This window comes from Bradyrhizobium sp. MOS002 (assembly GCF_003020115.1).
Classification (GTDB): Bacteria; Pseudomonadota; Alphaproteobacteria; order Rhizobiales; family Xanthobacteraceae; genus Bradyrhizobium.
The window spans coordinates 371,824-386,668 of sequence record NZ_PYFX01000004.1 but is presented as its reverse complement, the minus strand read 5'-3'; the positions used below and the strand labels follow the sequence as shown (position 1 = coordinate 386,668).

Genomic DNA, 14,845 nt, shown 5'->3' with positions numbered 1-14,845 from the left:
GCATCAATCACCAGTTGACGCCAAAAAGAGAGCAGAGGAAGATCGACAACCTCTGACTGATAGCGATCACAAGGTGTGCGGCGGCAACAAGCAAGAATGTGATACGCGCAGCCGGTATCCAGCCACGATGCTGAATCGTTTTGAGATGGATTTGTCGTTATTTCGACAGGCTTTGGCTTGGTCGGTTTCTTTAACTTCTGTCAGGAGGCCACAATGGTAGCATCCACAAGGTTATGCCTGGCTGTCTTGCTGAGTGTGGCGGCAACTCCGGCGCTGGCCCAGTCGCCGGCCGGTAATCCAATTCCGGTGACCGTTGAGAATTTCACGCGCGCCGAGAGCGATGTCTATTTCTCGAAGCTGGTCAAGGAAAGCAACGGGCTGGCGAAGTATCACCACGCTCGCGAGCCAGCCTCGATTGACAATCAGACCGTGATCCGGATGAACCGCGACACGCTGTATTCGACTGCAGTGTTCGACCTCGATGCGGGACCGGTAACGATCACGCTCCCCAATGCAGGCAAGCGCTTCATGTCGATGCAGGTGGTCAATGAGGATCAGTACACAATAGAGGTCGTATATGGCGCCGGTAACTACACGCTAACCAGACAGAAGGTCGGCACACGCTATGCCGCGACCTTCATTCGAACGCTTGTCGATCCTGCGAACTCCAAGGATGTGGAACAGGTCCAAGCCCTGCAGGACAGCGTCAAGATCAGTCAAAAGGATGTTGGCAAATTTGAAATTCCCAACTGGGAGCCTGACAGTCACAAGAAGGTGCGCGAGGCCTTGCTGGTACTCGCCGCGACCCTGCCGGATTACAAAAGGGCTTTCGGTAACAAGCAGGCTGTGGACCCGATCCGCTTCGTTCTCGGAGCCGCCTCCGGGTGGGGAGGCAATCCTGACAGGGACGCAACCTATGCCTCGATTGTACCACCCAAGAACGACGGCGAGGGTGTCTACAAGCTCACTGTCAAGGACGTCCCGGTGAACGGGTTCTGGTCCGTCAGCGTCTATAACGGCCAGGGCTACTTCGAGAAGAACCCTTACAACGCATATTCGATCAACAACATCACCGGACAGAAAAATCCTGACGGCTCGATAACCATTCAATTCGGCGGGTGTGACGGCAAGGTGCCAAACTGCTTGCCAATCATGAAGGGCTGGAACACCGCAGTGCGGCTCTATCGGCCGCGGGACGAGATCCTGAAAGGCAAGTGGAAGTTTCCGGAGTTGAAGTCGGCCAGTTAAATAACAGGGTCAAGCATCGCGGAAACTTCCATGTTTATGGTCACACTTCTTTACGTCGTGCTTGTCTGGCTCGTTTTCGCCAGACTGAAATGGCTTCGTTGGGGATGGGGCACGGGAGCGGCGACTGTGCTGGTTGGCCTTCTGGTGTGCACGGTTTTTGCCGGCTTCCTCAGTTATTTCGCGCCGACCGGCCGCGTTATCGTCATCAGCCGCGTCGTCGAGGTGACGCCGAACGTTTCAGGCCAGATCACGGACGTTGCGGTGAAGGCCAACGAACTGGTGAAGGCGGACGCCGTTCTGTTCAGGATCGACCCTACGCCCTACGATGCTCAGGTCCGTACTATCGAAGCCCAGCTCGGGTTCGCAGAGCTTCGGCTTTCGCAGATGAAGCAGCTTCAGGCGAGCAGCGCTGGAAGAGCGTTCGACGTGGAGGAGCGCCAGTCCGAGGTCAATCAGTTGAAGGCGCAACTGGACAAAGCGAAGTACGATCTCCAACAGACGACCATCGTTGCTCCCGCTGACGGGTACGTTGCAAACCTCGCGCTGAGCAAGGGCGACCGGGCGACGTCCTCGAAGGCGGTGATGTCGTTTGTCGTTTCGGATGCGATCCAGCTTGTCGGCATTTTCTCCCAGAACGGATACCAGACGATCAAGCCGGGAGCGCGGGTCCAGTTCGCGCTCGCGAATAACCCGGGCCATCTCTACAGTTCGACCATCGGCGATATCGTCAGCGGCGTCGGCGAAGGACAGATCGCGTCTTCCGGAACGCTCACGAAGGTGACGTCGCTGCCGGTGACGATGGAATATCCGGCTCTCATCAACCGACCCAGGGAAATCGACCCTGCGTCGCTGCGGCCGGGCATGTCCGGCACTGCGACGGCCTATGCGCCCAATTCGGCACCATTCGATTTCTTTGGCTGGGTGCTGCTCTATGGCAGAGCCTTGGCACTCTATGTCTAGCGCTGCCTGTCCGCTCCGAGTCACATTGCCGTTTTGACTAGCGCCGCGTACGTCAGGTCTGTCCCGAACTGCAGAGTTGCAGGATGAAGACCGAGGACGCGTTACTGGGCCGCGGCGATCTTCGGTCCAGATGTCGGCATCTGCGTGTTGGTTGCCGAGGGCCGGTTCGACGGCGATGCGGGGTCCGGTAATCGGAAAGCGGCGTCGCCCGGCGCTCCCTGGGGTGGTCGACGGGCAAGTGTTGTCGGAAGCACGATCACTTTCGCGCCGATTTTCACGCGATCATAGAGGTCAACGACGTCCTCATTGGTCAGCCGGATACAGCCGGACGAGACCCGCTTCCCGATCGTATCGGGCTTGTTGGTGCCGTGAATTCGATATTCCGTCTCGCCCAGATACATCGCCCGAGCGCCGAGCGGGTTGCCAGGACCTCCTGCCATGAACCGCGGCAGATAAGGCTGGCGCGAGACCATCTCCGCAGGCGGATGCCAATCCGGCCATTCCGCCTTGCGAGCCACGGTCTGCTCGCCGGACCATGTGAAACCTTCGCGGCCAACACCGATGCCGTAGCGCAGTGCTTGCGTGTCGTTCAGAACGAAATAGAGGAACGTGTTCTTGGTATCGATGATCACGGTGCCCGGCGTCTGGCGGCTGGCGTAGTCAACCACCTGCCGAACGAATGCTCCGGGAACGTCGGCCGCTTTGGGCGGCTCGACCAGAGGCGCCGGGGCCGGAAGCGGAGCCGAAGCCGGCGCTGACGGTGATGCATGAACCGGCGTTGAGACGTAAACCGGAGTTGACGACGCTTGGGCTTCGTGCGCGGACGGCTTTCGTGCCGGTTGCACGCTCGTCGGTCGGGACAGCAAACCGTATCCCAACGCGGCGACGGCCACGGCGCCAACCGCAACTCTCGCGGCCATCGGGATTGCGAACGTCTGCGCCTTTCCGCGTTTGGCCCGCTTACCCATACTCTTCCCCCAGGTCACTCTGCCCAAGAGAGGTACCCAGTAAGATTTAAGAAACTTCGAAGCGATTTCGCCCAGACTGGAACCGTCGGCGATGGTTAACGCGGGGCTCTCGTTCGGCAAAATAGGTTCCGCCGCCTCGCGGATCGCCCACGCCGCTGGCCGCGGCTAAACTCTCCCGATTCGTGGAGACTGGTTTGGCTTTTCTCTTCGTCCTCATCGTCGGCCTCATCGCAGGCACCATTTCCGGCATCGTCGGCACGGGCTCGTCGATCATGCTGATGCCGGTGCTGGTCTATGCCTATGGACCGAAAGAGGCCGTGCCGATCATGGCGGTCGCCGCCGTCATGGCCAACTTCTCACGGATCCTGGCCTGGTGGCGCGAGGTCGACTGGCGGGCCTGCGCGGCTTATTCGGTGACAGGCATTCCGGCAGCCGTGCTCGGCGCGCGGACGCTGCTGGCCCTGCCCTCGCACGCCGTCGATCTCGCCATCGGCGTCTTCCTGATCGCGATGGTGCCGGTGCGGCACTGGCTGGCGCGGCACGATCTCAAGGCCAATCTCTGGCATCTGGCGATCGGCGGGGCCGTGATCGGTTACATCACCGGCATCGTCGTCTCCACCGGCCCGCTCAGCGTGCCGCTGTTCCTGTTCTACGGCTTGTCCCGGGGCGCCTTCCTTGCCACCGAAGCGGCTTCTTCACTCGGGCTTTATGTCGCGAAATCCGTGACCTTCGAACGGTTCGGCGCGCTGACCGGCGATGTGTTCGTCAAAGGCCTGGTCGCTGGATCGTCGTTGATGGCGGGCGCCTTCATCGCCAAACGCTTCGTGCTGCGCCTGAAGCCGGAGATGTTCCGCGTGGTGATGGACGCGATCATGATCGCGGCCGGCCTCTCCATGCTCTGGAACGCCGCGCAGCCCTAGCCGCGCTGGGCTCAGACGGCAAGTTCGGGCGCGATCGACGGACTATCCTCGAGGATGCGGCTGCGGTGGGTCGGCCGTCCCTCGAGCCATAGCAACACGGCCGCGAGTGGCTGCGGCCGATGATAGAGAAAGCCCTGCCCGAACCTCACGCCCATCTCGCGCATGGCCTGGGCCTGCTCGGCGCGCTCGATGCCTTCGGCCACCAAAGTGAGGCCCAGCGTGCCGGCAAGCGACGCGATGACGCCAACAATCGCCTTGTCTTCCGCACTGTCGGGGATCTCGCTGATGAAGGCCTTGTCGATCTTGACCTTGTCCAGCGGAAACCGTCTGAGATGGGCGAGCGAGCTGTAGCCGGTGCCGAAATCGTCGAGCGCGATGGTGGCACCCAGGCGCCGCAGCCGGTGCAGCGTCTCGGATGCGCTGGCCATGTTGTTGATCAGCGATCCCTCGGTGATCTCGAGCTCGAGCAATGATGCCGCGACGTCGAAGCGCGCGCAGGTCGCGCGCAGTTCGGCGGCGAACGAGTGATCGGCGAGTTCGGACGGCGGCAGATTGATCGCGATCCGGATATGCGGCCTGCCGGCCGCAGCCAGATGTTGCAGCGCGCGGCACGCGTCGGTGAGTACATAGCGCGTCAGCCGCGCATTGTTGCCGCTGCGCTCGATCAGCGGCAGGAATTCGCCCGGACCGATCACGCCATGTTCCGGATGGCGCCAGCGGATCAGCGCTTCCAGGCCGACGATGTCGTGGCTCTCGAGATCGACCTGGCTTTGATACCAGACCTCGAACTGCCCCTCGTCGAAGCCCGTGGGAATGGCAAGTTCGAGCTCCCGGCGGCGACGATAGTCGCGCTGAAGCGCTTCGTCGAGCACCGCGACCGTGCCTGGCGCCTTGCTCTTGGCATGGTAGAGCGCGATGTCGGCGAGCGCCGGCAGGTGCGAAAGCTCGGGATCTCCGGCACGGCGCACGGCAAGGCCGATGCTGGCACGTGGCACGACCTGCTTGTCGTGAAGCCGGATCGGCGCGGAAATCGCATCCAGCAAGCGGCGCGCAAACTTCTGCGCACTCTCCTCGTTGCTGACCGCGGGTCGAATGACGACGAATTCATCGCCGCCGAGACGCGCCACCCAATCTTGCGGCTCGACCGCATCACGAAGGCGCTCGGAAATATGCACCAGGAACTTGTCGCCGGAGTCATGACCAAAGGTGTCGTTGATGCCCTTGAAGTCGTCGAGATCGATGAAGCAGAGCGCGATCAGCGCGTCTGGCGAGCCGGCATCGTGGCTCAGGGCCGCGAGGTGCTCGGATAGCGAGCGGCGATTGGGCAGCCCCGTGAGCGGATCGTGCGCGGCCATGTGCCCGAGCCGGTCGAGCGCACCCGAAATCGTGTGCTGCATGGCGTTGAAAGCATGCGCGAGCTGACCGAATTCGTTCGAGGATTTGACTTCCGCCGGATAGGCGCGGCCGTCCTGCTTGCTGCGCTGGATCGCGGACATCATTGCCGTCAGCGGCCTGCCGATGAAGATGTTGGCGGAGATCCGCATGGCGATGAGGGTCGCAAACGTTGCCAACAGGCCGACGACCAGCAGCAGCACCAGCCGGCTGCCCGTGTCCGCGTAGAGCGCCGCATGCGAATAGGCGATCGCGATGCGGCCGGCCTGGACGGCCATGTTGCCGTTGCTGTAGTTGATCGGACGCGAGACCTCCACGACCGCCAGCCCCGCCGGGCGCGCCACCACGCGGGCAATGGCACTACCGGTATCGTCGTAAACGGCCGCCGCGGCGATGCTCTCGTCGTGCATGATCTCGTTGAGCACGCTCGTGACCTGGTCGTAACGCATCTTCCAGAGCGGTTCGGCGATCAGCTCGGCGCGGCTCTCGGCGACGCGCGCGATGCGGGCGTCGAGCTGCCTGATCTGCGACCAGAAGCTCGACGCCTCGACGCCGGCGGAGGCGAGCAATTGCACCAGCAGCAGAACAGGCACGGTGGCCCAGATCATCGCGCGGACGACCGAGCGCAAGCGCGGCGGCGCCGCCTGCTGCTTGCGATCCGGATCGGTCATGTCGTCACCGTTTCGCATCAGTCGGCAGCGCCTTCCAGAGGCGTCAGCGACGAAATCAGCGCATCGATGGAAAAGTCGTACTGGCCGCAGCGTCCTGCTTGGGCCCTGAAACGTGCGAAATCGATCCGGTCGAAGGCGCGCGTGGTGATGAGATCGGTGACCGCAGCGAGGTTGTCGCGCGTGATCGCGGACGTCTTGACCTCGACGCGCGGTGATACGGCCGCGAAATCGCAGCCATCGGCGTAGTCGCGCAGGAGAACGATCGACCAGCCGCCGAGCAGGAAATGCCCGCCGTCGGTCAGGAGCAGGCGGCCCGCCTTGATCTCGCGCAGCGCATCCTCCGACCAGTTGAGGCCGACCAATTGGATGTTCCGCCCGGGCATGAGGCCGGCGGAGATCACCGCGCGAAGCGCACCGAGCGCCATCGGATCGTTTCCGGCCCATATGCCCGCCGGCCGGATCTCCTTGCGCGCCGCCCAGCTCAGATAATTCGTGGTGACATGCTCGGCCTCCGACTGGGTCCAGTTGGCGAACAGCATCCGATCCACCACGACGTCGGGCGCGGCGTCCACCGCGAGCTTGAGACCCGCGTTGCGCGCGATCGAGGCCGGGGTGATCTCGTCGCCACCGATGCCGAGAATGTGGATCTTGCCGTCCGGGCTCTGCCATTTCTCGGCGCGCGCCGCGCCGATCAGGGCATTGGCCATCCGCGCGCCCGCGGTCTGAAGATCCGTCGTGATGTCGCCGAGCCAGGTCTTGAGCTTTTGGCGCGGCGGTCCAAGACGCGCCGCATCGTCGCCGATCAGCGTGTTCGAGAGCAGCAGCGTCTTGACCCCGGCGGCCTCGGCCGCCTCCAGGATCGGGACGGCGGCGGATTCCTCGTTCGAGAGAATGAGAAAGTCGGGCTTGTCGCTGCGTGCCACCACGCCTAACCCCAGCTCCTGCATGGTGCGGTAATTGCGCTCGCTGGTCAGCACCTCGACATGCGCGCCGAGCTTGCGGCCGGCGGCCTGCATGGTCTGCGAAACCATGTCCCAATAGACCTCGCCGGTCTTGCCCGGGTTGACGAAGACGACGTTGAGACGCTTCGCATCGGCCGCAACAGCGCCGCCAGGCGGCATAAGAACGCCGCAGGCGATGCCCACAGCGAGCAATATCCGCAAAAGTCCTGTCATTCGTTTCGCCATGCCGTATCGGTTCCGAAACTGGACCCGCGTCCGCTAACATTTGGCAAAGCCCGGCCCGGGGCGACGGCATAGAGCTAACAAAGTGTGTATCAGGCGTGCCGAGTTGCGATATTCGGGGAGCGCCTCGGCTCGCTCTCTTGACCCGTCATTCCGTGCTATCAGCAAACCTTAAACCCCGACTCGCTGTCCCCGGACTCGCTGTCCCCATGGCCAAGAACACGCTTTCCTTCGTCTGCCAGAACTGCGGCGCGGCCTATAACCGCTGGCAGGGCAAGTGCGAGTCCTGCGGCGAGTGGAATACGCTGGCCGAGGAGGACACGACCGGCAGCGTGCCGGTGTCGATCCGCTCCAAGCGCAAGGGGCGGACCTTCGCGCTGGAGAGCCTGTCCGGAAAAACCCAGGACGCGCCGCGCCTGTCCTCGGGCATGACGGAGCTCGATCGCGTGACCGGTGGCGGCTTCGTCCGCGGCTCGGTGCTTCTGGTCGGCGGCGATCCCGGCATCGGCAAGTCGACGCTGCTGACGCAGGCCACAAGCCTGCTCGCGCGCGCCGGGCACCGCGTCGTCTACATCTCCGGCGAAGAGGCGGTCGCGCAGGTTCGGCTACGCGCCGAACGGCTCGGGCTGTCGGACGCGCCGGTGCAGCTCGCAGCCGAGACGTCTGTCGAGGACATCGTCTCGACGCTGTCCGAAGGCGCGGTGCCCCGGCTGATCGTGATCGATTCGATCCAGACGATGTGGACCGACACGGTGGAATCGGCGCCCGGCACGGTGACGCAGGTGCGCGCCTCGGCGCAGGCCCTGATTCGTTTTGCAAAAAGGACCGGCGCGGCCATCATCCTGGTCGGCCATGTCACCAAGGACGGACAGATCGCAGGCCCTCGCGTGGTCGAGCACATGGTCGATGCCGTGCTGTCGTTCGAGGGCGAGGGCTCGCAGCAATTCCGCATCCTGCGTGCGGTGAAGAATCGTTTCGGGCCGACCGACGAGATCGGCGTGTTCGAGATGACCGGGCTTGGTCTGCGCGAGGTCACCAATCCTTCGGAGCTGTTTTTGTCGGAGCGCGATCTCGGCACGCCCGGCACCGCAGTCTTCGCGGGCATCGAGGGCACAAGGCCCGTTCTGGTCGAATTGCAGGCGCTGGTGGCGCCAACCTCGCTCGGCACCCCGCGACGGGCCGTGGTCGGCTGGGATCCGAGCCGGCTGTCGATGGTGCTGGCGGTGCTGGAAGCCCATTGCGGGGTCAAGCTGTCCGGCCACGACGTCTATCTGAACGTCGCGGGCGGCCTGCGCATCCACGAGCCCGCGGCTGATCTGGCGGCCGCGGCGGCGCTGGTGTCCTCGCTGGTTAATGCGCAGTTACCCTCCGATGCGGTCTATTTCGGCGAGATCTCGCTGTCCGGCGTGGTGCGCCCGGTGGCGCAGACCCCGGCCCGGCTGAAAGAAGCGGCAAAACTCGGCTTTCAGCGTGCCGTGCTGCCCGAATCGGCCCGGGGCGAAGCCGGCGGCGATGCCGGCCTGTCGCTGAACGCGATCAACAGCCTGACGACATTGGTCGCCGAGATCGCCGCGCGCGGCTCCCGGCGGGGCGAGCCGAGCGCTCCGGCAGAGAAAAATGCCACACCGGCAAGATTCCGCCGTGGAGAGGGTTAGCCGGTGGTGACGTCCCCCGCCCTCGCCGCTATACAGCCGTCACAAAAGCAGCATGGGATTGCGTGGTTGCGGCCTTGCCGGGAACGTCGTCTGGCCCTCACTTAGGGCGGCGGCCAAGCACCGATTCGCTGAGCACCTTGAAGTACGAGCGGACCAGACCAGCCGATGCCAGTAACCATCCTCGACCTGATCCTGCTCGGTGTGATGCTGATTTCGGGCCTGCTCGCCATGGTTCGCGGCTTCATGCGCGAAATCCTGTCGATCGCGGCCTGGGGCACGGCGGCGATCGTCACCCTTTATTCGTTCTCGAAGCTGCTGCCGACCGCAAAGACCTATTTCAACAACGATACCGTCGCGAGCGTGGTCGTGGTCGCCGGCGTGTTCGTGGGCACCCTGGTCGTGGTCTCCGTGATCACGGTCCGGATCTCCGACATGATCCTGGATTCGCGCATCGGCGCACTGGACCGCACCCTCGGCTTTCTGTTCGGGCTGGCGCGCGGGCTTTTGATCGTCGTGGTCGCCTTCCTGTTCTTCACCTGGCTGGTGCCGGACAAGCAGCGCCCGGATTGGGTCACGGGGGCCAAATCCCGCGTGGTGCTCCAGGGAACCGGCGATTGGCTGATGGCCCTCTTGCCTGACGACCCCGAGAACACCATCTTGAAGAGATTCAAGAAAAACAAACCAGATGAAGAGCAGACTGATTCCGAGCAACAGCCTTCGGGCAGTGGCGACGGATACAGCAAACCGGCTCGTGACAGCCTTAAAAAGCTGATCGAGAAACCCGCGGCGCGTTGATAAAGCCCTAACGAGAGGCTCGGACGAGATGCGAAATCCTGACCAGGACGCCCTACTTGATCTCGGCCCGGCCGCGCTGGAACTTCAAGACGATCTGGAGGGGGATACGCTGCGGGAGGAATGCGGCGTCTTCGGCATCTACGGCCACCCCGATGCCGCCGCCATCACGGCGCTCGGCCTCCACGCCCTTCAGCATCGCGGCCAGGAAGCTGCCGGCATCGTCTCCTATGACGGCTCGCGGTTTCACTCGGAGAAGCGGCTCGGCCTAGTCGGCGACACCTTCTCCCGCCGCGAGGTGATCGAGCGCCTCCCCGGCAATCTCGCGGTCGGCCATGTGCGCTATTCCACGACTGGCGGCAACATCCTGCGCAACGTGCAGCCGCTGTTCGCCGAACTCAATGCCGGCGGTTTCGCGGTCGGCCACAACGGCAACCTCACCAACGGGCTGAGCCTGCGCCGCGAACTGGTGCGCAACGGCGCCATGATGCAATCCACCAACGACACCGAAGTGATCCTGCACCTGGTGGCGCAGTCGAGACGCAGCCGCTTCATCGATCGCTTCATCGAAGCGCTGCGCGAGATCGAAGGCGCCTATGCCCTGGTGGCGATGACCAACAAGAAGCTGGTCGGCGCGCGCGATCCGCTCGGCATCCGCCCGCTGGTGCTCGGCGACCTCGACGGCCGCCCCATCCTGACCTCGGAAACCTGCGCGCTCGACATGATCGGCGCCAAATATGTTCGTGACATCGAGCCCGGCGAAATCATCGTGTTCGACGAGGCCGGCGCGCACAGCCACAAGCCGTTCCCGCCGAAGCCGCCGCGGCCCTGCATCTTCGAATACATCTACTTTTCGCGGCCGGACTCCATCGTCGGCGGCCGCTCGGTGTACGACGTCCGCAAAGCCTTCGGCGCGCAGCTCGCGCGTGAAAGCCATGTCGAAGTCGACGTCGTGGTGCCGGTGCCGGATTCCGGCGTGCCCGCCGCCCTCGGTTACAGCCAGCATTCCGGCGTGCCGTTCGAACTCGGCATCATCCGCAACCACTATGTCGGCCGCACCTTCATCCAGCCGACCCAGAGCGTGCGCGAACTCGGCGTGCGCATGAAGCATTCGGCCAACCGCGCCGCGATCGAAGGCAAGCGCATCATCCTGATCGACGATTCGCTGGTGCGCGGCACCACCTCGAAGAAGATCGTGCGCATGATGCGCGATGCCGGCGCCAAGGAAGTGCACTTCCGCCTCGCCTCGCCGCCGATCCTCTATCCCGACTATTACGGCATCGACCTGCCGGACCGCGGTGGTCTTCTTGCGGCGACACATTCACTCGAAGAGATGCGCGAGATCATCGGCGCCGACTCGCTCGCCTTCCTGTCGATCGACGGCATGTACCGCGCCATGGGCGAGCCCGGCCGCGACCCCGCCAATCCGAAATTCTCGGATCATTGCTTCACCGGGGCCTATCCGACCCACCTCACCGACCAGACCCAGACCGAGCAGCAGCCGCGGCAATTGTCGCTGCTGGCGGAAGCGAGCTAAGCTCGTCGTCCTGGCGAAAGCCAGGACCCATTACCACAGGCCTCTGTGGTTTGAAGAAGGTGTGACAATCATCTTCCTTAGCCATAAACGTCACGGCGTATGGGTCCTGGCTTTCGCCAGGACGACGCTGGATAGAACATCTCGATGACAAATCCCCTCGCCAACCGCATCGCTCTCGTCACCGGCGCCTCGCGCGGCATCGGCTTCGCCACGGCAAAGGCGCTGGCCAGGGCCGGCGCGCATATCGTCGCTGTGGCGCGCACGCAGGGCGGGCTGGAAGAGCTCGACGACGAGATCCGCAAGGACGGCGGTAGCGCCACGCTGGTGCCGCTCAACCTCACCGATTCCGACGGCATCGCGCGGCTCGGCGCCGGCCTGCACGAACGCTACGGCAAGCTCGACATCCTCGTCGGCAATGCCGGCGTGCTCGGCCCCTCCTCGCCGATCGGCCATATCGAGCTGAAGGCCTTTACCGATGTGATGGCGGTGAACGTCTCCGCGAACTTCCAGATGATCCGCTGCATGGAGCCGCTGCTGAAGCAGTCCGACGCCGGCCGCGCGGTGTTCATCACCTCCGGCGCGGCCAACAAGGCGACTGCCTATGTCAGCCCCTACGCCGCCTCCAAGGCGGCGCTGGAAACGCTGGCGCGCGCCTGGGCGCAGGAGACCGCGAACACGAAGCTGCGCGTCAATTTGTTCAATCCGGGCCCGGTCCGCACTCGGATGCGCGCCACGCTGATGCCGGGCGAAGATCCGGCGACGCTCGATACCGCGGAGCAGGTCGCCGAATTGATCGTTCCGATGTGCGCGCCGGACTGGACCGAGACCGGCAAGTTCTACGACTACAAGACCCGCAGCCTGATGAGCTTCCGCTCTCCGGCCTGATTGACTTGACGGCCTCCCCGCGATTGACTGCCCGCGCTCAAGCGGCAGCAAGCCGCAGGCCATAAAGGGAGGTTGCCATGGCACCATGGCGGAATCGCGCAGGCTTTAAGCGTGCGCTCGCAAATGTCTCTCGCGTCTTCTCCGTCCTGATCGCGGCCGTCGCGTTTGCGGCTCCGGGCACCGCGACCGCCGGCGATGTCCCGACCTTCGCGGTCGATGCCTCCTGGCCAAAGCCGTTGCCGAACTACTGGATCCTCGGCCAGGTCGGCGGCATCACCGTCGACTGGCAAGGCCACATCTGGGTGATCCATCGGCCCCGCTCGCTCACCGATGACGAGAAAGGCGCGAGCCTCACCCCGCCGCGCTCGAAATGCTGCGTCTCGGCGCCGCCGGTGCTCGAATTCGACAGCGACGGCAATCTGCTGCGATCGTGGGGCGGCGCGGGCGAAGGCTATGAATGGGTCGGCCGCGAGCACGGCATCGAGGTCGACGAACGCGGCTTCGTCTGGGTCGGCGGCAATGCCGACAACGACAATGCGATCCTGAAGTTTTCGCTCGACGGCAAGTTCGTCGCCCAGATCGGCAAGATCGCGCCGAGCCTCGGCAGCAACGACACGACGCAGCTCGGCAAGCCCGCGGAGACCGCGATCGACAAGGCCGCCAACGAAATCTACGTCGCCGACGGCTATGGCAACCGCCGCGTCATCGTGTTCGACGCAACCACGCTCGCCTACAAGCGGCACTGGGGCGCCTACGGCAACAAGCCCGACGACACCAAGCAAGCGGCGTACGATCCCAAGGCGCCGGTGTCCCAGCAGTTCGGCAATCCCGTCCACTGCGTGAAGCTCGCCAACGACGGTCTCGTCTACGTCTGCGACCGCATCAACAACCGCATCCAGGTGTTCAAGAAGGACGGCAGCTTCGTGAAGGAGTTCTTCTTCGAGAAGAACACGCTCGGCAACGGCGCGGTGTGGGACATCGCGGTCTGGCCCGATCCGAAGCAGACCTGGCTGCTCAGTGCGGACGGCGAAAACAATGAGATCAGGGTGATCAGGCGCGAGGACGGCAGCGTGGTCGGCAGCTTCGGCCACAACGGCCGCAATGCCGGACAATTCCACTGGGTGCACGCCATGGCGATCGATACCAAGGGTAACGTCTATACCGCCGAGGTCGACACCGGAAAGCGCATCCAGAAATTCAAGCTGACATCGGACGCGCTGAAATAGCGTCTCGACGCATTTTGCCCAAAAGTTAACCGATGGATGACGCTACGACGCAGCGTCATCCGGCTTTAGGCGCATTGCCGCCGGCCGTGGGACACGGTAGAGCCATCAGCCGGAACAAGGCTCCCATTCAAGAGAGCTGTCCGCATGTTTGACAATGGAGGAAACCTTTTATGACGACGACGTTCGCGCGCCGCTCTGCGGCCCTTCTGGCCTGTGCCGCCTTCGGTTTTGCCACATCCGCCTTCGCCCAGGAGAAGTCGGTCACGATCGGCGTGCTCAACGACATGTCCAGCCTCTATGCCGACATCGGCGGCCCCGGCGCCGTGGCCGCGGTCAACATGGCGGTGGAAGATTCCGGTCTCCGCGCCAAGGGCTGGAAGATCGAAGTGATCAGCGGCGACCACCAGAACAAGCCGGACGTCGGCGTCAACATCGCGCGGCAATGGATCGACACCCAGAAGGTCGATGTGATCGCCGACACCCCGAACTCCGGCGTGGCGCTGGCCGTCAGCAACGTCGTCAAGGAAAAGAACGCGGTCCTGCTCAACAATGGCGGCGCCAGCGCCGACCTCACCGGCAAGGCCTGCAACGCCAACACCATCTCCTATACTTACGACACCTACATGCTCGCCAACGGCACCGGCAAGGCGCTGACCAAGGCCGGCGGCGACAGCTGGTTCTTCCTGACCGCCGACTACGCCTTCGGTGCCGCGCTCGAGCGTGACACCAGCGCGGTCGTCACCGCGAACGGCGGCAAGGTGCTGGGCGGCGTCAAGCATCCGCTCAACACGTCGGACTTCTCCTCCTTCCTGCTGCAGGCGCAGAACTCGAAGGCGAAGATCGTCGGCCTCGCCAATGCCGGCGGCGACACCACCAACTCGATCAAGCAGGCGGCCGAGTTCGGCATCGTCGAAGGCGGCCAGAAGCTCGCGGCGCTGTTGCTGTTCATCAACGACGTCCACTCGCTGGGTCTGAAGACCGCGCACGGCCTGACCTTCACCGAATCCTTCTATTGGGATCTCAACGAAGGCACGCGCGCCTTCTCGAAGCGGTTCCAGGAGAAGGTCGCCAACAAGGCGATGCCCTCGATGACGCAGGCCGGCAATTACGCGGCCGTGCTGCATCTTCTGAAGGCGATGGACGCCCTCGGCGGCAATCCGCACGACGGCGCCAAGGTCGTCGCCAAGATGAAGGAGCTTCCGACCGACGATGCGCTGTTCGGCAAGGGCCCGCTGCGCGAAGACGGCCGCCGGATCATTCCAGCCTTCCTGTTCGAGGTGAAGAAGCCGGAAGAATCGAAGGGACCGTGGGACTATTACAAGCTGGTCGCGACCATCCCGGCGGAAGATGCGGCCAAGCCGCTCAAGGACAGCGAGTGTCCGCTGGTGAAGAAGTAGGAAGTCGTAG

12 protein-coding genes are annotated in these 14,845 nt (G+C 63.8%); 9 read left to right on the top strand and 3 right to left on the bottom strand.

All coding sequences use genetic code 11. The features are described from left to right. The first annotated feature begins 213 nt into the window (after positions 1-213). Positions 214-1,248, top strand: a complete 1,035-nt coding sequence (locus tag C7G41_RS14760) for a DUF1214 domain-containing protein (protein ID WP_106943261.1) — start codon at positions 214-216, stop codon at positions 1,246-1,248. Between the two features lie 30 nt (positions 1,249-1,278). After that, complete coding sequence (locus C7G41_RS14755; RefSeq protein ID WP_106943260.1) at positions 1,279-2,208, top strand: HlyD family secretion protein; 930 nt, start codon at positions 1,279-1,281, stop codon at positions 2,206-2,208. Positions 2,209-2,309: 101 nt separating this feature from the next. Here C7G41_RS14755 and C7G41_RS14750 read toward each other — a convergent pair whose 3' ends face one another. After that, positions 2,310-3,176 (bottom strand): L,D-transpeptidase, encoded by an 867-nt coding sequence (locus C7G41_RS14750; protein WP_106943259.1) that lies wholly within the window; start codon positions 3,174-3,176, stop codon positions 2,310-2,312. 194 nt (positions 3,177-3,370) lie between these two features. Between C7G41_RS14750 and C7G41_RS14745 the strand changes: the two genes are divergently transcribed. Next, positions 3,371-4,096, top strand: coding sequence for a sulfite exporter TauE/SafE family protein (locus C7G41_RS14745; protein WP_106943258.1), 726 nt, complete (start codon positions 3,371-3,373; stop codon positions 4,094-4,096). An 11-nt stretch (positions 4,097-4,107) separates the two neighbouring features. On the opposite strand, the gene C7G41_RS14740 is transcribed toward C7G41_RS14745, so the two are convergent. Continuing rightward, on the bottom strand, positions 4,108-6,177 hold the full coding sequence (locus C7G41_RS14740; RefSeq protein WP_106943257.1) for a bifunctional diguanylate cyclase/phosphodiesterase: 2,070 nt from the start codon (positions 6,175-6,177) through the stop codon (positions 4,108-4,110). Next, a complete protein-coding gene (locus tag C7G41_RS14735) occupies positions 6,177-7,334 on the bottom strand; it encodes an ABC transporter substrate-binding protein (protein WP_199198374.1) in 1,158 nt (385 codons plus the stop codon). The genes C7G41_RS14740 and C7G41_RS14735 overlap by 1 nt, the downstream gene beginning before the upstream one ends. A 218-nt stretch (positions 7,335-7,552) precedes the next feature. On the opposite strand from C7G41_RS14735, the gene radA reads away from it, so the two are divergent. The 6 genes from radA (at position 7,553) to C7G41_RS14705 (ending at position 14,835) form a co-directional block, all read left to right on the top strand. Next, positions 7,553-8,998, top strand: coding sequence for a DNA repair protein RadA (gene radA, locus C7G41_RS14730; RefSeq protein ID WP_106943255.1), 1,446 nt, complete (start codon positions 7,553-7,555; stop codon positions 8,996-8,998). Positions 8,999-9,163: 165 nt separating this feature from the next. Beyond that, positions 9,164-9,793, top strand: a complete 630-nt coding sequence (locus tag C7G41_RS14725) for a CvpA family protein (protein WP_007592055.1) — start codon at positions 9,164-9,166, stop codon at positions 9,791-9,793. Between the two features lie 28 nt (positions 9,794-9,821). Further along, entirely contained in the window at positions 9,822-11,327 is a 1,506-nt protein-coding gene (purF, locus tag C7G41_RS14720) for an amidophosphoribosyltransferase (RefSeq protein WP_106943254.1), read from the top strand. 144 nt (positions 11,328-11,471) lie between these two features. Next, on the top strand, positions 11,472-12,212 hold the full coding sequence (locus tag C7G41_RS14715) for an SDR family NAD(P)-dependent oxidoreductase (protein ID WP_106943253.1): 741 nt from the start codon (positions 11,472-11,474) through the stop codon (positions 12,210-12,212). A 77-nt stretch (positions 12,213-12,289) separates the two neighbouring features. Beyond that, entirely contained in the window at positions 12,290-13,438 is a 1,149-nt protein-coding gene (locus tag C7G41_RS14710) for a hypothetical protein (RefSeq protein ID WP_106943252.1), read from the top strand. A 170-nt stretch (positions 13,439-13,608) separates the two neighbouring features. Beyond that, on the top strand, positions 13,609-14,835 hold the full coding sequence (locus C7G41_RS14705; protein ID WP_106943251.1) for an ABC transporter substrate-binding protein: 1,227 nt from the start codon (positions 13,609-13,611) through the stop codon (positions 14,833-14,835). Positions 14,836-14,845: the final 10 nt, after the last annotated feature.

Bases quoted from the DNA above. Each gene is read 5' to 3' on its own strand.
- C7G41_RS14760 (WP_106943261.1), top strand. From the start codon at position 214: ATGGTAGCATCCACAAGGTTATGCCTGGCTGTCTTGCTGAGTGTGGCG.
- C7G41_RS14755 (WP_106943260.1), top strand. From the start codon at position 1,279: ATGTTTATGGTCACACTTCTTTACGTCGTGCTTGTCTGGCTCGTTTTC.
- C7G41_RS14750 (WP_106943259.1), bottom strand. From the start codon at position 3,176: ATGGGTAAGCGGGCCAAACGCGGAAAGGCGCAGACGTTCGCAATCCCG.
- C7G41_RS14740 (WP_106943257.1), bottom strand. From the start codon at position 6,177: ATGCGAAACGGTGACGACATGACCGATCCGGATCGCAAGCAGCAGGCG.
- C7G41_RS14735 (WP_199198374.1), bottom strand. From the start codon at position 7,334: ATGACAGGACTTTTGCGGATATTGCTCGCTGTGGGCATCGCCTGCGGC.
- radA (WP_106943255.1), top strand. From the start codon at position 7,553: ATGGCCAAGAACACGCTTTCCTTCGTCTGCCAGAACTGCGGCGCGGCC.
- C7G41_RS14725 (WP_007592055.1), top strand. From the start codon at position 9,164: ATGCCAGTAACCATCCTCGACCTGATCCTGCTCGGTGTGATGCTGATT.
- purF (WP_106943254.1), top strand. From the start codon at position 9,822: ATGCGAAATCCTGACCAGGACGCCCTACTTGATCTCGGCCCGGCCGCG.
- C7G41_RS14715 (WP_106943253.1), top strand. From the start codon at position 11,472: ATGACAAATCCCCTCGCCAACCGCATCGCTCTCGTCACCGGCGCCTCG.
- C7G41_RS14710 (WP_106943252.1), top strand. From the start codon at position 12,290: ATGGCACCATGGCGGAATCGCGCAGGCTTTAAGCGTGCGCTCGCAAAT.
- C7G41_RS14705 (WP_106943251.1), top strand. From the start codon at position 13,609: ATGACGACGACGTTCGCGCGCCGCTCTGCGGCCCTTCTGGCCTGTGCC.